14 protein-coding genes are annotated in these 21,495 nt (G+C 67.1%); 8 read left to right on the top strand and 6 right to left on the bottom strand.

The window, feature by feature from the left end; all coding sequences use genetic code 11:
- Positions 1 to 16: 16 nt before the first annotated feature.
- Positions 17 to 976 carry an alpha/beta hydrolase gene (locus CA833_RS22195; RefSeq protein ID WP_207080200.1) on the top strand — a complete coding sequence of 320 codons (960 nt, stop codon included), beginning with the start codon at positions 17 to 19 and terminating at the stop codon, positions 974 to 976.
- Positions 973 to 2,088, top strand: a complete 1,116-nt coding sequence (locus CA833_RS22190) for a pectinesterase family protein (protein WP_207080199.1) — start codon at positions 973 to 975, stop codon at positions 2,086 to 2,088. Before CA833_RS22195 ends, CA833_RS22190 begins: the two co-directional genes overlap by 4 nt.
- Positions 2,089 to 2,094: 6 nt before the next feature.
- On the opposite strand, the gene CA833_RS22185 is transcribed toward CA833_RS22190, so the two are convergent.
- From CA833_RS22185 to CA833_RS22165, 5 genes are all read right to left on the bottom strand, one after another.
- Positions 2,095 to 3,735 (bottom strand): DUF5597 domain-containing protein, encoded by a 1,641-nt coding sequence (locus CA833_RS22185; protein ID WP_207080198.1) that lies wholly within the window; start codon positions 3,733 to 3,735, stop codon positions 2,095 to 2,097.
- Positions 3,736 to 3,776: 41 nt separating this feature from the next.
- Complete coding sequence (locus CA833_RS22180) at positions 3,777 to 5,426, bottom strand: alpha-L-fucosidase (protein ID WP_242526411.1); 1,650 nt, start codon at positions 5,424 to 5,426, stop codon at positions 3,777 to 3,779.
- A 230-nt stretch (positions 5,427 to 5,656) separates the two neighbouring features.
- A complete protein-coding gene (locus CA833_RS22175; RefSeq protein WP_207080197.1) occupies positions 5,657 to 8,554 on the bottom strand; it encodes a TIM-barrel domain-containing protein in 2,898 nt (965 codons plus the stop codon).
- A 27-nt stretch (positions 8,555 to 8,581) separates the two neighbouring features.
- Positions 8,582 to 10,219 carry a DUF5597 domain-containing protein gene (locus tag CA833_RS22170; protein ID WP_207080196.1) on the bottom strand — a complete coding sequence of 546 codons (1,638 nt, stop codon included), beginning with the start codon at positions 10,217 to 10,219 and terminating at the stop codon, positions 8,582 to 8,584.
- Positions 10,216 to 12,396 carry a hypothetical protein gene (locus tag CA833_RS22165; protein ID WP_242526410.1) on the bottom strand — a complete coding sequence of 727 codons (2,181 nt, stop codon included), beginning with the start codon at positions 12,394 to 12,396 and terminating at the stop codon, positions 10,216 to 10,218. Before CA833_RS22165 ends, CA833_RS22170 begins: the two co-directional genes overlap by 4 nt.
- Positions 12,397 to 12,626: 230 nt before the next feature.
- Between CA833_RS22165 and CA833_RS22160 the strand changes: the two genes are divergently transcribed.
- The 5 genes from CA833_RS22160 to CA833_RS22140 are packed head-to-tail and all read left to right on the top strand — an operon-like array spanning position 12,627 to position 17,742.
- Positions 12,627 to 13,754: a fumarylacetoacetate hydrolase family protein gene (locus CA833_RS22160; RefSeq protein ID WP_242526409.1), complete on the top strand. Its 1,128-nt coding sequence runs from the start codon at positions 12,627 to 12,629 to the stop codon at positions 13,752 to 13,754.
- 17 nt (positions 13,755 to 13,771) lie between these two features.
- Complete coding sequence (locus tag CA833_RS22155) at positions 13,772 to 14,557, top strand: SDR family NAD(P)-dependent oxidoreductase (RefSeq protein WP_207080194.1); 786 nt, start codon at positions 13,772 to 13,774, stop codon at positions 14,555 to 14,557.
- A gap of 5 nt (positions 14,558 to 14,562) precedes the next feature.
- Complete coding sequence (locus CA833_RS22150; protein ID WP_207080193.1) at positions 14,563 to 15,435, top strand: SMP-30/gluconolactonase/LRE family protein; 873 nt, start codon at positions 14,563 to 14,565, stop codon at positions 15,433 to 15,435.
- Positions 15,436 to 15,493: 58 nt separating this feature from the next.
- Positions 15,494 to 16,897 (top strand): sugar porter family MFS transporter, encoded by a 1,404-nt coding sequence (locus CA833_RS22145; RefSeq protein WP_207080192.1) that lies wholly within the window; start codon positions 15,494 to 15,496, stop codon positions 16,895 to 16,897.
- Positions 16,894 to 17,742 carry an aldose 1-epimerase gene (locus tag CA833_RS22140; RefSeq protein ID WP_207080191.1) on the top strand — a complete coding sequence of 283 codons (849 nt, stop codon included), beginning with the start codon at positions 16,894 to 16,896 and terminating at the stop codon, positions 17,740 to 17,742. Before CA833_RS22145 ends, CA833_RS22140 begins: the two co-directional genes overlap by 4 nt.
- 35 nt (positions 17,743 to 17,777) lie before the next feature.
- On the opposite strand, the gene CA833_RS22135 is transcribed toward CA833_RS22140, so the two are convergent.
- Entirely contained in the window at positions 17,778 to 18,872 is a 1,095-nt protein-coding gene (locus CA833_RS22135; protein WP_142638885.1) for a LacI family DNA-binding transcriptional regulator, read from the bottom strand.
- Positions 18,873 to 19,009: 137 nt separating this feature from the next.
- On the opposite strand from CA833_RS22135, the gene CA833_RS22130 reads away from it, so the two are divergent.
- Positions 19,010 to 21,439, top strand: coding sequence for a glycoside hydrolase family 3 protein (locus CA833_RS22130; RefSeq protein ID WP_142638887.1), 2,430 nt, complete (start codon positions 19,010 to 19,012; stop codon positions 21,437 to 21,439).
- The last annotated feature ends 56 nt before the right edge of the window (positions 21,440 to 21,495 follow it).

Raw genomic sequence — 21,495 nt, 5'->3', positions numbered from 1 at the left:
TGCTGAAGGAGACGTGATGGCCCATCCGTTCCGCCCGGCGTTTGCGCTTGCCATGACTTTGCTCGCCCTGCCCGCCCTGCCCGCCCCGGCCCGCGAGGTGGACGATAGCTACACCGTGGACCAGCGCTTTGCGCAATACCGCGACCAGTATCCGGGCATCGGCTGGCCCGCCGTGACCTGGCGCGAGGGGCAATCGGTGCTGTTCGACCGTCCCTACAAGACCCTTGGCACCCGCACGCTGCATCTCGACGTGTTCCGCCCGGCCGCGGCCAACGGGCAGGGCCTGATGCTGGTCCACGGCGGCGCATGGCGCTCGGGCGCGAAAACGCATTTCTACGCGCTTGCCAACCTGCTGGCACAGCGCGGCTACACCGTGTTCCTGCCCGAGTTCCGCCTCTCCGGCGAAGCGCCCTACCCCGCCGGCATGGAGGACATTGCCGAGGCACTGCGCTGGGCCCGGGCCCATGCCGCCGAATTCGGCCTCGACGGCGCCCACATCGCGGTCGGCGGCGCCTCTTCCGGCGGACAGATGGCCGCCCTGCTCGCTTATGCGGGGCCTTCCGGGCTTTTCGGCAAAGTGCATGCCAACGCCCTCGTCGACCTCGACGGCGTGCTCGACATGGCCGATCCCGACGCCCTCCATTTCGAGAACGCGGCAGGCGCCGCTTCCCCCTTCGCCCGCTGGCTGGGCGGCCGCTTCGAAGCCATGCCGCAGCGCTGGCGAGAGGCCGGTGCCGCCAGCTATGCAGGGCCGCAGTCACCACCCACGCTGATCGTCAGCAGCGGCATCGCCCGCTTCACGGTGGGCAAGGACAAAGTGCTGGCCGCGCTCGAGCGGCACCGCATCGCCAACCGCGAATTCGCCTTCACCGGCGCCCCGCACGACTTCTGGCTGTTCGAGCCCTGGCTCTCCCGCACCGCCGAGGAGATCGACACGTTCCTGCGCCCCCTCACCCCTGCAAAGGCCCCGAAATGATCGCCTTGCGCCTGCTCACCCTATCGCTGGCCTGCGCCTTCGCCCTGCCTGCCATGGCCGCTACGCCCCCATCCGAACTCACCGTGAAGCCGGACTGCAAGGGCAGCAAGCCCCCCTGCTACACCTCGATCGGCAGCGCGCTCGAAGCCGCCGCGCGCGATGACAGCGGGCGCTGGATCACCATCCGCGTGGCCGCGGGCGACTATGCCGAAAAACCCGTCATCACCCGCGACCGGATCCGCCTTATCGGTGCCGGGCGCGAAGCCACGCGCGTCCATTTCGGCGCCGTCGCGCAGACCGCCAGGGCCTATCACCGCAATGGCTGGGGCACGCCGGGATCGGCCACGCTCACCATCAACGCGCGCGAGATCGCGGTGCGCGACCTCACCATCGAGAACACCTACGACTACCTCGCCAACGACCGCCTGCCCGAAGGTGCCGAGGCCAGGATCGCCAACCCGCAGGCCGCCGCCCTCCTGCTCGACATCGACAGCGACCGCGTGCGGTTCGACCGGGTAGCGCTGCTCGGCTATCAGGACACGGTCTTCGCCAATGGCGGCCGCGCGCTGATCCGCGAGAGCCTGATCGCCGGCAATGTCGACTTCATCTTCGGCAATGGACAGCTGCTGATCGAGGACAGCGAAGTGCGCACCCGCATCCGCGCAGCGCCCTACACACCCGGCGAATTCCAGTCCTTTGTCGCCGCCCCCTCGACCCCGCTGTCGCAGGCGCACGGTCTCGTCTTCTACCGCTCGCGCCTGACCCGCGAGGCCGGGGTGCCCGACCATGCGGTGGCGCTCGCCCGGCCCTGGCACCCCACCACCCGCTTTGCCGATGGCCGCTACGCCGATCCGCAGGCGGTGGGGCAGGCGCTGTTCATCGACTGCTTCCTGGATCGCCACATCCACCCCGACCACTGGACCGAAATGAACGGCACCGCGCGCGACGGCACGATGACGCAGGTGTTCCGGGCGCAGGATTCGCGCTTCGCCGAAACCGGATCGACCGGCCCCGGCGCCCCGGCCCACGCCATCGGCATGACCTGGGTCTCCCCCCATGCCATCGCCGCGATCCGGCGCGACATCATGGCCGGGATGCCAGAGCGGCCCTAGGCGGCCCTAGCGGATCGGATAACGCGCCAGCTTCACGTGCAGCACTTGCGGCGCCGCCGTGAAGTTGAGGCCCCAGTCCACCTGATCGCCGTTCCACACGCGTAGGAACTGCCACTTGCCTGCGGTATCGTAAGTGCCCTCCTCCACGCGGTCGAGGATGAGGTTGGCGGCTTTTGGATCGGTCAGCCCGAACTCCACGCGGGCGAAGTAGCCGGTGACGAGGTATTCGTCCGGCCCGATCTCGGCAATCGCGACGCCGCCGGTGGGCCGGGCATTGCCCTTGGGGTCGGTCGGCCCGAAGTCGCCGGTGCCGAAACTGGCGGTGGCGACGTATTTGCCCAGCGGGATCACCTGCCGGTGGCCATCGGCCGGGTCTTCCGGCTCGGACGCGCCCCAAACCTTGCCTTCGAAGGCCAGCTTTGCCCAGACGCGCGCCATCGGCGCGAACAGCGCGTAGTTGGCCGCGAACGGCGCGATCGCCTCGTCATCCAGCTTCGATCGGAGCGGCAGGCTCGGGCGATAGCGCAGCGGGTCGAGACCGAAGGGCGACCAGCCGATCGCCCCTCTGCCAAGTGCGGCGAAGAAGTGACGCGCATATTCGGGCGCATGCCCCGTCTCGGGCACGAACAGTGCGTTGTCCGGCCGCGTGTAGGCGTCGAGAAAGCCGAGATAGGCCTTGTGCTTCGGATTGTAGATGTCCGGCGCCACCAGATCGAGGTGCGGGGCGGCGGCCTTGTAGACGTCGATCACGGTATTGGCCGGGCCGCCACTGGCGTAGGTGTTCGGGTCCTGCCAGGTGAAGGGATCGCCGGGCAGCGCGGCGTTGACGTACATCGGCAGCGGCTTCACCGCCTTGCCCGCCGCCGCGACCTTGTCGATGTAGCCGGCGACCTGCCAGGCATGGAAATAGAGTTCGGCATCGCGGCCGAACAGCGCCGTCCAGTTGCCGGCAGGCTTGCCGAGGCGCCTCCTCAGCGCTTCGGGCACGGGCGCGGCGAAGGCGGCATCGGCATCCGGCGAGTGATCGCGCGCAAGGCCGTAGGAGCCGGCCTCGTTTTGCACCTGCATCATGATGACGGTGTTCTGCCGGTCCACCTCTGCCAGATGCCTCATCAGCGCGGCAAAGGCCTTGCTGTCCGCCGCCAGCGTCGCCTTGCCGAAGGGGGAGAGCGCGTAATGCAGGGTGCCGTCCGCGCGGCGCATGCGCGGGAAGCGGGCATTGTCCAGCTTCACCCAGCGCGGGGTATATTGCGGGTTGGTGTTCTTCCAGGTGCCGAACCACAGCAGCACCAGCCGCACGTTCTGCGCGCGCGCCTGTTCGAGAAGCTGGTCGACGATGGCGAAATCGAAGCGGCCTTCCTCGGGCTCGATCTGCTCCCAGCCCACCGGCACCTCGACGGTGTTGACGTGCATCGCCGCCATCATCGGCCAGACCTTGGGCAGCGTCGCGGGCCATGCGCTGGAGTTGTTGATCTGCGCGCCCAGCATCAGGAAGGGAGCGCTATCAACGATCAGCGCATGACGGCCATCGCGGGTGACGATATGGGGCACCTCGTCGGATGCGGCCCATGCCGCTGGCGACACTGCGGCCAGCGCGGCGCAGAGGGCCGCGCCAAAGATCGTGGCGGTTTTCCAGGCGCCTCTCATCCCGTTAGGTTCCTTTAGGGTATCGTTCTGTGCGTTTAGGGTCAGGCGATCCCGCGCCCCTCGATCTTCACCACCGGCACCGTGCCGAGCCCTTGCGGCAAGTCGATTTCCATCGCCTCCGCCCCCTGCCGGAACGGAACCGCACCGCCGCCGAGCAGCGTGACGCGCGCCACCTGTCCCTTGCCCGCCCGCGCCAGCGCGCGGCGGCCCAGCGCCTTTACGGAGAGCGGCTTCCTCGGCGCCGCCAGCGCAAACAGGTAGAGCGCGCCGTCCTTCACCGTGAAGCGCACGTCGCCCTCGACAAAACCCTTGAATCCGCCCTCATTCTGCATGCCCACCGAAAGCACCGTCGGCCCCTCGCCATAGGTGTGCCAGGGCCGCGATCCGAACACGGCCTCACCGTTCACCGCCATCCAGCGGGCGAGGTCGTCGAGGATCTTCTCCTCCTCGCTATCGATGGTGCCGTCACCGCGCTGGGGGATCGAGAGCAGCAGGTTGCCGTTCTTCGAGATCACATCGGCCAGCCGCTGGAGCACGCCCTCAGCGCCGACGTAGCTCTTCTGCGTAAAGCGATCGCGGTTGTAGAACCAGTCGCCGATGCAGGTGTCTGTCTGCCAGGGCTCGTCCCAGAGATGGTCGGTAAAGCCGCGCTCCACGTCCTGCACCAGCCCGAAGCGGGCGTAGGACTTCAGCTGCTTGGCGGTGAGCACCACGTCGATCTTGCCGTGCCATTCGATCGAGCGGTTGTAGTAGTCCGCCGCCGCCGCAAGGCCGTACTGCCCGAAGGGCAGTTCGTAGTTGTCGAAATAGCAGAAATCCGGGCGATACTTGGCTACGAGGTCCATCTGGCGCAGCAGCCACTGGCGCGCGAAGGTCTCGTCCCCCGGCGGCGCGGTTTCGAGCCACTGGCCGTCGTTCCTGTCGTGCCATTCGTTCATCGCCGCGATGGAATCGATGCCGTCGGGGGCGACCATGTGGCGGCCGGTATAGAGTTCCTGCGGGTCGAGGCCTTCCCACCACTTGCCCGCGCCATCGGCCTTGGTGAGGCGATAGGCGTCATAACGCTCGCCCTTGCGCGGGCCCTCGGGATCGTAGGCATAGGCCGGCTGATACCAGTGCCAGGCGTGCGAGATATGGTTGGAAACGCCGAATTTCAGCCCGGCTGCCCGCGCGGCCTTCTCCCAGGTGCCGACGACATCGCGGCCCGGCCCCACGCGCTTGGAGTTCCAGGCGTGGTGCGAACTGTCGAAACAGTCGAGATTGTCGTGATGGCAGGCGAGCGAGACGAAGTACTTCGCGCCCGCCTTCACATAGCGCTGCATCAGCGCCTCCGGATCCCAGCTTTCCGCCTTCCAGCGGTTCTGGATCTCCATCATGCCGGTATCGGCCGGATGGCCGTAAGTCCTCAGGTGGTGTTCGTACATCGGATGCCCCTGCATGTAGAGGAAGCGTCCGTACCAATCGCCCTGCTCGGGCACCGCCTGCGGGCCCCAGTGCGACCAGATGCCGAACTTGGCATCGCGGAACCAGTCGGGATAGCGATAGTGCTCGACCAGCGAGGCCCAGCTGGCCTGCACCGGCCCGGCAGCCGCGCCCGTCGAGCCAGCAGCGGCGGCAAGCGGCCGTGCTGCGGCCCCTGCGGCAAGGGCGCCCGCCAGAAAGCGGCGACGATCCGGCCTCAGCCCCTTCACGGGGTGCACCTGCTGCGAAGGAGTGCGCCGGCCATCGTTTTAGATCCTCTTCCTGGTCCCGTTGAAATCTTGCCTGGCTATTGTTTGGAAAATGCCCGGATGGGCATTTTCGGCGCGGTACCGGCCCACTCCCCCGCCCGACCACCCATCAGGGTACGCTCGTGGGTGGTCGGGTGGGGGAATGGGCCGGTGCCGCAAAATTCGCCTTCAGCGAATTTTCAAACAAACCCTCAGCGCTTGGGGCGCTTCACCTGCAGCGCCTTGCCGGTCCAGCGCACTTCGCTGTCGAAGCCGTTCTGGTCAGTGACGGCGGTGCCGGGGACGATCCACTTGATCCGCACGGTGCGGGCCTGCGGCATGCCGGCATAACCCTTGCCCTCACGCGCGCCGATGGTGACGGTGCCGGTGGCATCGTCATAGCGCACCGGCATGCGTTCCCAGGCGCCGGTGCGGTACTGCTCCGAGCGGCCATCGTCGTTGTAGACCGAGAACGAACCGTCCGCGCCGGTGTAGACGACCAGCGTCACCGGGGCATCGGGCTTCTGGTCGGTGTACTGCATGACCGGGCCCATCGGCACGATCGAGCCCGCCCGCACGAACAGCGGCATGCGTTCGGCCGGGGCCGGAACGGTGGCGCTAGTGCCGCCCTGATAGGCCTTGCCGCTGGCAAAGTCGTACCAGGTCAGGCCCGCATCGCCGGGGAAATAGACCTCACGCTCGCGCGCCTTGTAGGTGGTGACCGGGGCGACCAGGAAAGCCTTGCCGAACAGGAACTGGTCATTGGCCTTGCGGGCCTTCGCATCGTTCGGGAAGTCCATCACGAGGCCGCGCATGATCGAACCGTCGTTCTGGTAGGTGTCCGCGCCCAGCGTGTAGATGTAGGGCATCAGGCGGTAGCGCAGCTCGTCATACCACACCATCGAGGCGCGCATGGGCGAGCCTTCGGGCGAGATTTCGTAGATCTCGCGCCAGGGCTGCTCGCCATGGCTGCGGAACAGCGGGCTGAAGGCGCCGAACTGGAACCAGCGCAGGTTCAGTTCGCGCCACTCGTCGAGGTCCGCCGCCTTGGGCTTTTCGGCGGCAAAGCGCGGTTCGACCGAGAAGCCGCCGATGTCGTGCGTCCAGTTGGGCAGGCCCGACATCGCGGTGTTCACACCGGCAGAGATCTGCGCGTGCAGATCGTACCAGCGCGTCGCCACGTCGCCCGACCACACCGCCGCGCCGTAGCGCTGGAGGCCGCCAAAGCCCGAGCGGGTCAAGAGGAACGGACGCACGTCCGGCTTGAAGGCGCGCCAGCCGTCGAAGAACGAGCGCGCGTTCATCAGCGGGTAGGAGTTGAAGAACTCCGCCGCCGGGCCCATCGCCGTCGGGCCCATGGTATCGATGCGCTTGTCGATCGACAGGTTCGAATGCATGTCGGGCTCGCTGGCATCCGCCCACCAGGCGTCGAAGCCGAACTTGGCGATGCGGTCTTCCACCTGGCGCCAGAAGATCTGGCGGCCCTTGGCCGAGTAGGGATCGTAGAAGGTATTGGCGTAACCGACGCCGACCCAGTCCTTGTTACCCTGACGCAGATTGCCGTGATAGATCGCACCCGCCGTATCCAGTTCCTTGAACGTGTCGGTGGTCGGATAGAACTTGGGCCAGACCGAGATCATGATGTTGGCGTGATCGCCGTGCACCATGTCCACCATCGCCTTGGGATCGGGGAAACGGCTGGGATCGAACTTGTGGCTACCCCAGGAATCGTCGGTCCAGTAACGCCAGTCGAGCACGATATTGTCGAGCGGATACTGACGCTTGCGGTACTCGGCGACGACGCCTTCCAGTTCCTTCGCGGTGTCATAGCGCTGGCGCGACTGCCAGAAGCCATAGACCCACTTGGGCATCATTTCCGACTTGCCGGTCAGCTGGCGATAGCCCGCCACCGCGCCGTCCATGTCGCCGCCGGCGATGAACCAGTAGTCCTTGTCACGTGCGACCTCGCTGGTGAACCAGACCGAATGACGGTCCGCCTCGGGCAGCGGATCGTTGTGGAGCAGCGCCATGTAGCCCGCGTTGGGATCCCATTCGATGCGGATGTGCGCGGGCTTGCCCGCCGTCATCGGCACTTCGAAATTGGCGTACCAGGGGTTCCAGTTCTGGCGCCAGCGGTCGAGCTTCAGCTCCCCGTCGACATAGACCTTGTAATAGCTCGATCCGTAGAGCTGGAACTTGTGGGTGCCGGTCTTGTCGGGCTGGAGATCGCCTTCCCACACCACCTTCTGCGTCTGCACGGCATTGCCGGCGGTGTTCTGGCCCTGCTCCGAGGCGACGGTCCTGGCCTTGGCGGCTTCCGGCCACTTCGCCTGATCGTCGAGGTACTGGTAGTCGATCGAGGTTTCCTGGCGCTCCACCGCCAGCTTGTCGTCAAGGTAATAGCGCGCGGTGAAGCCGGGCTTGCCGCCGCTCGTCACCTTCATGCCGGTCTTGTCGCCAACCAGCGTATAGGGCGCCGGGTTACCGAAACGCGTGATGCTCTCGTTATCCCAGAGCAGGCCGTAGCCCTTGCTGGAGACGACAAACGGAATGCCGATGTCCATGTTGTGCTGGGCGAGCTCGACGTCCTCGCCGTTGAAGTCCATCACCGCCTGCTGGTGCTGGCCAAGGCCGTAGAGCCCCTCGCCCGTGCCGCGGTTGAACTGCTGCGAAACGGTGACGTAAGGGGTGCCGTCCGCCCTGGTCTGGGTGAAGACGGTGGACGCCGTCTCGCCCAGCAGTTCCTTGCCGGCCGCATCGAGGAAGCGCACCTGGCCGCTGGCAAGGTCGATGTCGGCGGTTGCCTTGGCCGCCTTGACCTGCACGTGGCCGCCGCTCTGGCTGACCGTGTACTTGCCCGAGGCCGGGGGATTGGGCGCCATCAGGCTGGCGCTGGCGGCCGGGGCCTGTAGGCCGCGCGGATGGGCGACGACGTGGAAGATGCCGTCACCGTGCAGCGTCACCTCGACGCGGTCCGAAGGGCCGCTCTGCGGCGTCACCGCCACGCCGCCGGGCACGTTCTCCACGCCGCCGTCGGCCGCCAGTGCCACGGCCGGGATCAGGCCGATTGCCGAACCTGCAAGCAGCGCGGCCATTGTGAATTGCTTCATGTTAAGATCCTCTGCCAGTTCAGGCGATTACTTGGAAGAATAGAAACCGGTGGTGATCTTGAGCACTTGCGGCCGGTCGATCAGGTTGATGCCGTAGTCGGTCTGGTCGCCGTTCCAGACCCGCGTGGTCACCCACTTGCCGTCCTTGAACGTGCCTTCCTCCACGGCGACGATCACGCCGTTGCTCTCCCCCTTCGCGGGCGAGAAATTGACGCGGACGTGATCGCCCATGACGAGGTATTCGGTGTCCGAAAGCTGGGCCACGGCCACGCCGCCGACCGGCTGATCGGCCCAGGGCGCGGGCTTGGTGGGGATCCAGGTCCAGTCCTTCTGGCCGAACTGCCACTGGCCCCAGTCGGCCGAAATCTTCCACTTGCCCATTACCGTTTCGCGCACCGCGCCGTCGTCCGGCTTGGCGGCGCCCCAGGTGGGACGGTCATAGGCGATCTTCGCCCAGTCGCCGGCGATCGGCGCCAAGGTGCCATAGGGCAGCGCGAAGGCGGCCAAGGTCTCCTTGTCCAGCGCGGTCGCGCCGAGCGGGTAGTTGAAGTAGCCGGTGTCATCCATGCCGAAAGGCGCAAAACCGATGCCGCCGCGCCCGATGGTGGGCCAGAAGAAGCGCGCGAATTCCTTCGCATTGCCGATTTCCGGCACCATCAGCGCATTGTCCGGGCGGGCATACTTGTCGAGGTACTGGACGGCGTTGGCGCTGTTGCGATCGTAGATGTCGGGCGCGGCGAAGTCGATCGCCGGAGCGCCCGCCTTCCAGATATCCAGCACGTCCCACTGCGGGCCGCCGCTGGCGACGCCGGTGGGATCGGGCACGTTCGACGGCCCGGCGAGCGAGGCGTTGACGTACATCGGCAGCGGCTTCACCGCCTTGCCCGCCTCTGCCAGGGCATTGACGAACTGCGCGACGTACCAGGTGTTGAACGCGCGCGGGGCCTGCTTGCCGAAGGCGGCGTCCCACGAACCGGACCTGCCGACCTTCTTCGCCAGCGCGGCCGGGATCGGCTTGGCGAAGAGCGCGTTCGCCTCTGCCGAAAAGTCGCGCGGCACGCGGTAGGAGCCGGTCTCGTTCTCGGGCTGGACCATGATCACGGTGTTCTGCCGGTCATGATCGCGCAAGTATTCCATCACCTTCACGAAGGCGCGGCGGTCCGCCGCCATGGTGCTTTGCGACAGCGGCGTCAGCACATAGTGGTCCGAACCGTCCGGCGCCTTCATCCGGGGAAAGCGCTTGTTGTCCAGCTTCACCCACGACGGCGTATAGCTCGGGCTGGTGTTCTTCCAGGTGCCGAACCACAGCAGCACCACCCGCTTGTCATGGGCGCGGGCGGCGTCGAGCAGGTTCTGCAGGTAAGTGAAATCGAACTTGCCCTCGACCGGCTCCACCTGCTCCCAGGCCACCGGGATTTCCAGCGTATTGGCGTGCATCGCATCGAGCACCGGCCAGACCGCATCGAGCATCGCGGGATAGTTGCTGGAATTGTTCGCCTGCGCACCCAGCATCAGGAACGGCTTGCCGTCGACGATCAGCGCGTGGCGGCCGTTCTTGCTTTCAAGGCGCGGCACTTGCGTGGCGGCATCCTGCGCCTGAACCGGCGCGGCCACGCCGATGGCAGCCGCGAGCATGAGCGATGCGATGAAATCCTTGCTTTTCATTCCGTCCCCTCCGCAGGCCCTGTCTTGGGATCGCCATAGACGATCCCCCGGCCATCGGTTCCTATGTAGATGCGCCCGAACTGCCGCGGGTCGCCTGAAATCACGCGGATGCGCAGGCCCCATTGGTGGGCCTCGTCATTGATCCGCTGCCATGTCGTGCCGCCGTCGATGGAGCGCCAGACCGCGCGCAGCCCGCCCAGCGTGCCCAGCGCAAAGAGCGCGGCATCCTTGCGCCCCGGCGCAGCCTTGCCAAGCCCGTAGCGTTCGATGGTGATGGCCTGCCCGGTGCGCTGCCAGCTGTGCCCGAAGTCGGCCGAACGATAGAGCGCGCCGCCCAGATTGAGCCACAAGGCCCCGGCGCGGTTCGGATCGGCGAGGATCGGCGCGGGCGCTTCGCGATTGGCGCTGTGGGCCGCGGAAAGGTCTGCGGGCAGGCCCTTGCCTGCGAGCGCGTGGAACCGGGCACCGCCATCGTCGCTGCGCACCACGCGGTTGCTTGCGAAGTCGATGGCGTAAAAGCGCTTGGCGTCCTGCTTGTCAGACGTGACGCGGGTGCGGCTGGGCAATCCGCCCACCACCTGCCATGTCGCGCCGCGATTCCGGGTCAGGCGGGGCTGGTCGGTCTCGACAAGGAAGGCCGTGCCATCGGCCGAGACGGTGATCGCCGCATTACCGGTCTCCTCCGGCAGCGGCGTGCCATCGCCGTGCGGCGCGCCCTTGGGCACGTGCAGCGGGCTCCACGTCGCGCCGCCATCGGCCGACCATGCCAGCGAGGTATCGGGCACCACCCGTGCATGGGTATTGCCGCTGCGCACCATCACCAGCGGCGCGCGGCCGCCGTAATCGAGCGTGTTGGTGTTCGACAGGAACGGGTTGATATGCTGATGCGCGGGCGAGACGGTGAAGTCGTCATGGCGGAAGCCGCCGATGTCGCCGAAACCCGAAACCAGATGCGCGCCGCCGGTGGGGCTGACCAGCGTGATGATCGCGGTCTGCTCGATCCCGCCCGTCCACGGCGCCCATTGCATGGTGCCGCTCTTCTGCAGTTCGCCCGTGGCATAGACCGTCGCGCCGGTGACATAAGCCGCGTGGTTCGCATCGAAGGGATCGATGGCCAGACCCGCGATCCAGTGCCCGAAGTTCGCCTTGCCGCCGAAATCGAGGAAGGGCGTCGCCGAAACGTCGCGCACCGAACGCTTCCAGAGTTCGTCCCAATGCGCCCCGCCGTCATGGCTAAGCCAGACGGTGTCGACCGGATTGCCCCGGTCCACGGTGCTGACCGCGATGGTCTGCGGATCGCTCGCGGCTACCGCCACGCCCATGTAGCCGCCGACGGGAGCCTGCGGGCCCTTGATTGGCGTGACATCAAGCCATGTCCCGCGTGCCGGGTCAAACCGCCAGACCGCGCCGCGCGTGATGCCGTTGGGGCCGATGCCGTCGCAATAGGTGATCGTCAGCAGGCCGTCGCTGCCGATCACGGCCTTGACCGGCAGCATGTCGGCCGCCGGGCCGCCGGCAACCGCGCTCCATGTCTTGCCGCCATCGTCGGAGCGCAGCAGGTGGCGCTCGCCCGGATCGGCACTGCCCACGAAGACGCGGCCGCGCAGTTTGGCGTCGAAAACCACGAATGACAGCCCGCCATGCGTCTCGCGCCGATTGGTCGGCAGACCCAGCCCGGCAAGCGGGAAGCCATCCACCTTGCGCCAGTTCGCCCCGGCATCGTCGCTGGCCCAAAGGCCCTGATGGCGCGATCCGAACAGCAGGCGGCCATGTGCGAAGGGATCGATGGCAAGCCGCTCGCCCAGCCCGCGTCCGTTCTCGTTGCCGCCCATCGCAAAGGGCACCCGCGTTTCCCGCCAGGTCTTGCCATAGTCGGTGGAACGGAAGATCGCGGCAGGCGCCGACCAGTTCATGCCGGCGGCAAGGTAGACCGTCCCGGCATCGACGGGATCGGCGGCAATGCTCTCGATCCCCATGAAGCTGCTTTCGGACACGCGATCCTGCAGCGGCACCCACTGCCTTGCGGCCGCATCCCAGCGATAGGCCCCGCCCATGTCGCTGCGCAGCCAGGCCAGACCGCGCTCGACCGGGCTGAAAACGATGCCGGGCGTGAACCCGCCGCCGCCCACGCGCACACTACGCCAGTCGTAGGCCACCGCGGCGCCTGGCGAAGACACGATTCCGGAAGTCGGACTGGAGTCTGCAGACACAGGCACGGCGCCTGCAGCAAGCCCTGCCGCAATCGCCATTGTGAGCGCCACAAATGACGCGCCCCTTGCCCCGCTGATGCTCACGGCCTCCCCTTCTTCCTCTCGCTTCCAAACCAGCGGGCGACGGCTTCCTTGACCCGTCTTGACGTTGCGCTGCTCGTCGTAGATAACGCTAACACACGTGGAGAGGAATAGCGGTGACAAAAAATAATGGTTCGGTTGCAAATCGCGGCCTGCCCGAAGACTGGCGTGACGGAATCTTCCTGGGACGCATCGAGACCGCCGAAGGTCCGACCCCGATCCTGATTCGCGGCGGCCAGGTTTTCGACATGGCCCGCGTCGCCCCCACCACCTCCGCCCTGATCGCCCTCGATGCCCGCAGCGGCGGCCAACTCATGGGCGGCATCGAAGTGCTGGAAACCGCACATCTGCTGAGCCCGGTCGATCTCCAGTGCGTCAAGGCCTGCGGCGTGACCTTTGCCGTCTCCGCGCTGGAGCGCGTGATCGAGGAACGTGCGCGCGGCGATCATACCGTGGCTGCCGAGATCCGCAGCAAGATCGAAGCGGTGCTGGGCGGTTCGGTCCGCTCCACCGTGCCCGGCTCGGCCGAAGCCGACGCCCTCAAGCAGACCCTGATCGACGAAGGCATGTGGTCGCAGTACCTCGAAGTGGCCATCGGCCCCGACGCCGAAGTCTTCACCAAGTGCCCCGTGCTGGCCTCGGTCGGCCACGATGCGCCGGTCGGCGTGCGTTCGGATTCGGGCTGGAACAACCCTGAGCCGGAAGTCGTGCTGATCGCCGGCCCCGACGGCAAGGCAGCGGGCGCGACGCTTGGCAACGACGTCAACTTGCGCGATTTCGAGGGCCGCTCGGCGCTGCTGCTGGGCAAGGCCAAGGACAACAACGCGTCCTGCTCGCTCGGCCCGTTCATCCGCCTGTTCGACGATGGCTTCACCATGGAAGACGTGCGCACGGCGGACGTCGCCATGACCATCGAGGGCGCGGACGGCTATGTCCTCGAAGGCCACAGCACCATGCGCGAAATCAGCCGCGATCCCGAGGACCTGCTCCGCCAGTCGATGAGCGAGCACCAGTATCCGGACGGTTTCGCGCTGTTCTGCGGCACGCTGTTCGCCCCCACCCAGGACCGCGACGAACCGGGCCGCGGCTTCACCCACAAGGTGGGCGATACCGTCACCATCACCAGCGCGCGTCTCGGCACGCTGGTGAACCCGGTCACCACTTCGGCCGAGGCCGCACCGTGGACCTTCGGGATCGGCGAACTCTTTTCCAATCTGGCGCGCCGCGGCCTGCTGGCGGCATGACGGACCATAACAGAACCATGCTCACTCAGACTTCCTCGGGCGGCCTCACCGCCATCTACCCCGAACTCCAGGACCGCCGCGTCATCATCACCGGCGGCGCCACCGGCATCGGCGCGGGCCTTGTCGAAGGCTTCGTCGCGCAGGGCGCGCAAGTGGTCTTTGTCGACATCCAGGATGCCGAAGGCGAGGCACTGGCCGCACGCCTGGCGCAAGGTGCACGCCACGCGCCGGTCTACCGCCATCTCGATCTTGTCGACATCGACAGCGTGCGCGAAACGATCGCCGCAATCGTCGCGGAATTCGGCGGCATCGACGTGCTGGTCAACAACGCCGCCAACGACGACCGCCACCAGATCGCCGACGTCACGCCCGCGTTCTGGGAAGAGCGCATGAACGTGAACCTGCGCCACCTGTTCTTTGCCGCCCAGGCCGTGGCACCGGCGATGCGCGAGGCCGGCGGCGGCGTGATCGTCAACTTCGGCTCGATCTCCTGGCATCTCGCCCTGCCCGACCTGGTGCTCTACCAGACCACCAAGGCGGCGATTTCCGGCCTGACCCGCAGCCTGGCCCGCGATCTCGGCGGCGACAACATCCGCGTCAACACCATCGTTCCCGGCAACGTGAAGACCCCGCGTCAGGAAAAATGGTACACCCCCGAAGGCGAGGCCGAAATCATGGCCGCGCAGTGCCTGCCCGGACGCATCGTGCCGCAGGACGTGGCCGCGCTGGTGCTGTTCCTGAGCTCCGACGGCGCGCGCATGTGCACCGGCCACGACTACTTCGTCGACGCCGGCTGGCGCTGATCGCCATGCAGGCTGAACATCTCCTTTCGGTCGGCGCCGAACTGGGCGAAGGCCCGGTGTGGATCGACGGCGCCCTGTGGTTCGTCGACATCAAGCGCAACACCGTGTTCCGCTTCGATCCCGCGACGCGCGATCTGGCAAGCTGGCCCGCTCCCGAGCATGTCGGCTGGGTGCTTCCCTCTGCGAAAGGCGGCCTGATCGCAGGTCTCCGGAGCGGCCCGCACCGCTTCCTGCCAGAATCCGGCACGTTCGAGCGGATCGCCCACATCCAGGCCGACTTGCCCGACAACCGCCTGAACGACGCCGCCATCGATGCCGGGGGCCGCATCTGGTTCGGCACGATGGACAACCTTGAGGAAAGCGAGACCGGCAAGGTCTTCGTGCTCGACAACGGCGCCGTGCACGAGGCCGGGCTCGCTGCGGTCACGATCACCAATGGCCCGGCGATCTCGCCGTGCGGATCGCATGTCTACCATGTCGACACGCTGGCCCGGAAGGTCATCCGTCACGCGATCACGGAAGACGGCATGGCCGATGCGGGCACGCTGTTCCTCGACTTCAACCGCGAAGACCGTGCCGACTGGGGCTATCCCGACGGCGCGATCTGCGATGCCGAAGGCGGCGTCTGGCTGGGTTTCTATGCCGGCAGCACCGCGCGGCGGTTCGCCCCGGACGGCACCCTGACCGACGAAGTGCGCTTCCCGGTCTCCAACGTCACCAAGATCGCGCTTGGCGGCGACGACGGGCGCACCGCTTTCGCCACCAGCGCGCGGCAGGGCCTTTCGGAAGAACAGCTTGCCAGCCAGCCACTTGCAGGCGATCTTTTCACTTTCCGTACGGCCGTCCCGGCCGCGCCGCCTCGCAAGGCGAACACCTGAATTCAACCGGGCCCAGCCATAGACAACAGCAGGCGGGCCCCCGGGAAAGGACATCCTGATGGACAGGATCGATATCAACAAGCGCCTGGTCGCGCTCGTCGTCGCGGTCGCGACGATCGGCGGCTTCATGTTCGGCTACGATTCCGGCGTCATCAACGGCACCCAGAACGGCCTCGAAGCCGCCTTTGCGCTGGGCCGCCTGGGCATCGGCGTCAACGTCGGCGCGATTCTTGTCGGCTCCTCCATCGGCGCCTTCATCGCCGGACGCCTGTCCGACCTCATCGGCCGCCGCGGCACGATGATGCTGGCCGCCGTGCTGTTCCTGGTTTCCGCGCTGCTGGCAGGCGCTGCCGGCTCTTCGGCGATCTTCATCATCGCACGGATCATCGGCGGTCTTGGCGTTGGCGCTGCCAGCGTCACCTCACCGGTCTACATCTCGGAAATGACCCCGGCGAACTTGCGCGGACGTCTTTCGAGCGTGCAGCAGGTGATGATCATCTCCGGCCTCACCGGTGCCTTTGTCGCCAACTTCGTGCTGGCGCGCTGGGCCGGCGGGTCGACCGCGAGCCTCTGGCTGGACTTCCCCGCCTGGCGCTGGATGTTCTGGCTCCAGGCCATTCCCGCCGCGATCTATCTCGTGGCCCTGCTCTCGATCCCGGAAAGCCCCCGCTACCTCGTCGCGCGCGGCCGCAAGGATGAGGCGCACGCGGTGCTGACGCGCCTGTTCGGCGAGGCGCAGGCCACCCGCAAGGTGGCCGAGATCAACGCCTCGCTCGCCGCCGACCATCACCGCCCGCGCCTGTCCGACCTCGTCGACAAGACCACCGGCAAGATCCGCCCGATCCTGTGGGTGGGCATCGGCATTGCCGTGTTCCAGCAGCTGGTCGGCATCAACGTGGTGTTCTACTACGGCGCGACGCTGTGGCAGGCAGTCGGCTTTACCGAAGACAATGCGCTGCAGATCAACATCCTGTCCGGTGCGCTATCGATCGGCGCCTGCCTTGCCGCGATCGCGCTGATCGACAGGATCGGCCGCAAGCCGCTGCTGCTGATCGGTTCGGCGGGCATGGCGGTGACGCTCGGCCTTGTTGCCTGGGCTTTCTCCACCGCCGTTCCCGGCGCCGACGGCGCGCTTGCCCTGCCCGGCCATTCGGGCCTGATCGCGCTGATTTCGGCCAATGCCTATGTCGTGTTCTTCAACATGAGCTGGGGCCCGGTCATGTGGGTCATGCTGGGTGAGATGTTCCCCAACCAGATCCGCGGCTCTGCGCTTGCCGTTGCCGGTTTTGCGCAGTGGATTGCCAACGCCGCGATCTCGGTGAGCTTCCCCTCGCTCGCAGAACGCCCGGGCCTGGCGGTGACTTACGTGTTCTACGCCCTGGCCGCCGCCGTCTCGTTCTTCTTTGTGCGGGCCACCGTCACCGAAACGCGCGGGCGCGAGCTTGAGGACATGGAAGGATGAACAGCACCGGGGTGGTCCTGAGCGCAGGCGACTGGCGCCTCGTCCTCGATCCCCATCATGGCGGCATGGTCCGCGCCCTCACCCGGCGCGGACAGGACATCCTGCGGCCGATGCCCGAAGGCGCCGAGGCGCCTTTCGACAGCGCCTGCTTCCCGCTCGCCCCTTACGCCAACCGTATCGCGGGCGGACGCTTCACCTGGCGAGGCCAGTCCCATGCGCTGGCGCCCAACGCGCCGGGGCAGAAGCATCCGCTGCACGGCACCGCATGGCTTGGCACCTGGTCGGTGGAAACCGGAGCAGCAGACCGCGCCACCCTGCTCCACCACCATGCCGCCGGGCCTGACTGGAACTGGGCCTTCACCCTGCGCCAGCATTTCCGGCTTACCGCCGAGGGCCTCGAAGCGCGCCTGGAACTGACCAATACCGATGACAATGCGATGCCTGCAGGCCTCGGCTTCCACCCCTGGTTCACCCGCCGGGGCGTGAGCGCGATCGCCTTTACCGCCAAGGCCGTCTGGCTGGCCGATGCCGAGATGCTGCCCACCGTGCGGGCCACGGCGGATACGCTGGGCGACTGGAAACAGGGCGCCGCCCTTGAGCGTCCCGACCTTGTCGATCACTGCTATGCCGGTTGGGCGGGGCAGCTGCGCATCGAGCGCGGCGACGGCGACATCGTGCTCGAGGGCGAGGACACCCCGTACTTGCACCTCTACGTGCCGCCGGGGCAGGACTTTTTCTGCGCCGAACCGCAGAGCACGATGCCCGACGCCGTCAACCGCGAGGCCCCGGCACCGCTGCTCCCCGGCGAGACCCGTACCGTCACGATGCGAATCCGCAGCGCCTGAGGCCGCCGCTCTGCCCCCTCGCGCGAGGGGGCGGATCAGTTGCCCAGGGACGGGCGCAGGACGGGGCGGCGGCGCGGGGCGGCGTCGGACTGACGGCGCACCAGCTTGTACTCGATCTCGATCCGCTGGTCGCCGATCTCGGCCTTGCGCTTGTTGCGCAGCATCGTGACCAGAAGTTCCACCGCGCGGCGGCTCATCTCGACGATGGGCTGCTGGATCGTGGTGAGTTCGGGCCAGATCGTGGTTGCCAGCGCCACGTCGTCGAAACCGCAGACGGTCAGGTCGCCCGGCACGTCCAGCCCGCGGCGATGGGCGATCGCCACGGTGGCGGCGGCCATGTCGTCGTTGCTGGCAAAGATGGCCGAAGGCTGGTCCTCGAGCGACAGCAGTTCCTCGGCCGCATCCAGCCCCGAACGATAGGTGAAATAGCCCTGGGCAACGAGCGCCGGATCAAAGGCGATGCCCGCTTCTGCCAGAGCCTCGCGGTAACCTTCGAGACGCGCGCCGCTCGCGGAAAGATCCGGGTGGCCGAGAATGAAGCCGATCCGGCGATGACCGAGGTCGATCAGATGCCCGGTCATCTCCCGCGCGGCGCTGCGGTCATCGATCATGATCGTGGCGATGCCCTCGTGCGGCTCGGCGGTGGTCACCGCCACGGTCGGCATGTTGGCCTTGCGCAGCACCGAGAGCACTTCCATCGCCTCGTTGAGCGGCGGCGGCAGGATCACGCCGTGGATGCCGCCCGCGACCATGCGCTCGGCCACTTGCGCCAGATCCTCCCCGTCCTCGACCTTCTGCACGATGATCTGAACATCGGACCGTCCGGCTTCCTCGAGGCTGCCGACGATAAAGGCGCTGAGGAACGCCTCGGACGGGTTCGAATAGAGCAGCCCGAGCCGCAGTTGCGAGGCCCCGGCAAGACTGCGCGCCGCGCGATTCGGAGCGTAGTTGAGCTGCGCGATCGCCGCGTTGACGGCATCGCGGGTGGCCTGGCGCACTTTGGGCTCGGAATTGATGACGCGCGAAACCGTCATCATCGACACGCCCGCAAGCGCGGCCACGTCGGCAATCGTCGGGGCCCCGGTTTGGCGGGATTTCGAGCTGCGGCGTTTGCGCTCACTGTCGGACATGACCGTCCTGTAGCACGACTTTCAATCCTGCAAAGCGCCTGCGTGACGCAAACCGGAAAAACCGCGGGAACGGTTTATGGTAGCGCAATCATCATGGATCGCCTAGACAGGGCCCATTGGGAAATATCGAGGATGTCATGAAGCGTATTCACCGCGTGTTGCAGACTGTTGTCCTGGCTTCGTGCGCCTCCATGGCGCTGGCCCAGGCTGAAACGCCCAAGGCGCCCACCCCGACCCCGGTCCATCCCGAGCTGTGGCCTGCGGCAAAGAGCCCCGGACTCGTCGATGCCAGGACCGAAGCCCGCATCACCGCGATCATCGCGCGCATGAGCCTGCGCGAGAAGATCGGCCAGATGATCCAGGCCGACACCGCCTCGATCAAGCCGGAAGATCTCAAGCAATACCCTCTCGGCTCGATCCTTGCGGGCGGCAATTCGCCGCCGATCGGCGCGCCGGATCGCTCGCCTGCCTCGGCCTGGGTTGCCACGTCGCGCGCCTTCAATGCCGTTGCGCTGGAGAAGCGCGCCGGGCACGAGCCGATCCCGATCATGTTCGGCATCGATGCCGTGCACGGCAACAGCAATGTCGTGGGCGCCACGCTGTTCCCGCACAACAGCGCGCTGGGCGCCATGCATGACCCCGCGCTGATGCGCGAGATCGGCAAGGCCACTGCCGCCGAAACCGCCGCCTCCGGCATCGACTGGGCTTTCGGGCCGACCCTTGCCGTCCCGCAGGACGACCGGTGGGGCCGCGCCTACGAAGGCTACTCGGAAGACCCCACCCTTGTCGCCGCCTATGCAGGGCCCATGGTCGAGGGCCTCCAGGGCGCGCCCGGCACCCGGACCACCATCCAGGCAGGCCGCGTGGCCGCCAGCGTCAAGCATTTCCTCGGTGACGGCGGCACCCACGACGGCATCGACCAGGGCGACACCCGCGTCGACGAGGCGACGCTGATCCGCATCCACGACGCCGGTTATCCCGCCGCCGTCAACGCCGGCACCATGACCGTCATGGCCTCCTTCTCCAGCTGGAACGGCACCAAGATGCACGGCAACAAGGCGCTGCTCACCGATGTCCTGAAGGGCCGCATGGGCTTCGATGGCTTTGTGGTGGGCGACTGGAACGGCCACGGCCAGATCCCCGGCTGCACCAACACCGATTGCCCGGCGACCTTCAACGCGGGGCTCGACATGGCCATGGCGCCGGACAGCTGGAAGGGCCTGTTCGATTCGACCCTCGCCGCGGCCAAGGCGGGAACGATCCCGATGAGCCGCATCGACGATGCCGTGCGCCGCATCCTGCGCGTGAAGATGAAGCTCGGCCTGTTCGATGCCGCGCGTCCGTTCGAGGGCAAGCCCGAAGAAATGGGCTCCGCCGCCCACCGCGCCGTTGCCCGCCAGGCCGTGCGCGAGAGCCTTGTCCTGCTCAAGAACGAGGGTGTACTGCCGATCAAGAGCAGCGCCACCGTGCTTGTCGCCGGCGACGCCGCGGACGACATCGGCCGCCAGTCCGGCGGCTGGACGCTCTCATGGCAGGGTGACGGCAACACCAATGCCGATTTCCCCGGCGCCACCTCGATCTACACCGGCATCGCCGATGCCCTGAAGGCCGGCGGCGGCAAGGCCGTGCTTTCGCCCGACGGCAGCTTTACAACAAAACCCGACGTCGCCGTGGTCGTCTTCGGCGAGGAACCTTATGCCGAACTGCGGGGCGATATCCGCTCGCTGGAATTCCAGCCCGGCAACAAGAAGTCGCTGGCGCTGCTGAAGAAGCTGAAGGCCGCCGGCATCCCGACGGTGGCGGTGTTCCTCTCCGGCCGCCCGCTCTGGGTCAATCCGGAACTCAATGCCTCCGACGCCTTCGTGGCCGCCTGGTTCCCGGGCTCAGAAGGCAACGGCGTGGCCGACGTGCTGGTCGGCGGCAAGACCGACTTCCGCGGCACCCTGTCTTTCTCCTGGCCCAAGACGGCGGCCCAGTTCAATCTCAACAAGGGTCAGGCGGGTTACGATCCGCTGTTCGCGCTGGGCTATGGCCTGACCTATGCCAAGGGCGGTCATGTCGGCGTCCTTGGAGAGGAGCCAGGCATCGACGCTTCGGCCTCCAATTCCAGCCTGTTCGTGGTTGACGGCATCGTTGCCAAGCCGTTCCGCCTCGAGACCGGCGCCGGCGTCACCCAGAAGCTGGTCGACAGTGCCAACCGGCAGGAAGGCGCGATCCAGCTGGCCTTTGCGCCCACCGGGAAGGCCTCGGTGCTCGGCCCCAACCTCACGCTGGAGCGCGAGGCCAACGCCGACATGAACGTCGAGGTGGTCTACCGCGTCGACAAGGCAGCAACGGGGCCGGTCACGCTGGCGCTGGGCTCCGGCCCGGTCCGGATCGACACCGCGCTGGCACAGCCGGGCAAGTGGGCCTCGCTGCGCATTCCCTTGAAGTGCTTCGGCAATCACGGCACTTATCTGGGCGGCATCAGCCAGCCCTTCACCCTGAGCGCAAGCACGCCGTTCACCATCACGATTTCCGACTTGCGCATCGCCACCGATCCGGCCGGTGCCGTCTGCCCCCAGTAATCAAGGAAGCCTCGTCGTGAACAACAAACCCTCGACTTCGCGCCGCGCCCTTCTGG

The sequence above is a fragment of the Novosphingobium sp. KA1 genome, assembly GCF_017309955.1.
GTDB lineage: Bacteria > Pseudomonadota > Alphaproteobacteria > Sphingomonadales > Sphingomonadaceae > Novosphingobium.
This window is presented reverse-complemented; position numbering and strand designations above follow the sequence as displayed.

Excerpts from the sequence above, each read along its gene's own strand:
- CA833_RS22155 (WP_207080194.1), top strand. The coding sequence starts at position 13,772 with ATGCTCACTCAGACTTCCTCGGGCGGCCTCACCGCCATCTACCCCGAA.
- CA833_RS22195 (WP_207080200.1), top strand. The coding sequence starts at position 17 with ATGGCCCATCCGTTCCGCCCGGCGTTTGCGCTTGCCATGACTTTGCTC.
- CA833_RS22175 (WP_207080197.1), bottom strand. The coding sequence starts at position 8,554 with ATGAAGCAATTCACAATGGCCGCGCTGCTTGCAGGTTCGGCAATCGGC.
- CA833_RS22185 (WP_207080198.1), bottom strand. The coding sequence starts at position 3,735 with ATGAGAGGCGCCTGGAAAACCGCCACGATCTTTGGCGCGGCCCTCTGC.
- CA833_RS22135 (WP_142638885.1), bottom strand. The coding sequence starts at position 18,872 with ATGTCCGACAGTGAGCGCAAACGCCGCAGCTCGAAATCCCGCCAAACC.
- CA833_RS22130 (WP_142638887.1), top strand. The coding sequence starts at position 19,010 with ATGAAGCGTATTCACCGCGTGTTGCAGACTGTTGTCCTGGCTTCGTGC.
- CA833_RS22150 (WP_207080193.1), top strand. The coding sequence starts at position 14,563 with ATGCAGGCTGAACATCTCCTTTCGGTCGGCGCCGAACTGGGCGAAGGC.
- CA833_RS22140 (WP_207080191.1), top strand. The coding sequence starts at position 16,894 with ATGAACAGCACCGGGGTGGTCCTGAGCGCAGGCGACTGGCGCCTCGTC.
- CA833_RS22190 (WP_207080199.1), top strand. The coding sequence starts at position 973 with ATGATCGCCTTGCGCCTGCTCACCCTATCGCTGGCCTGCGCCTTCGCC.
- CA833_RS22145 (WP_207080192.1), top strand. The coding sequence starts at position 15,494 with ATGGACAGGATCGATATCAACAAGCGCCTGGTCGCGCTCGTCGTCGCG.
- CA833_RS22170 (WP_207080196.1), bottom strand. The coding sequence starts at position 10,219 with ATGAAAAGCAAGGATTTCATCGCATCGCTCATGCTCGCGGCTGCCATC.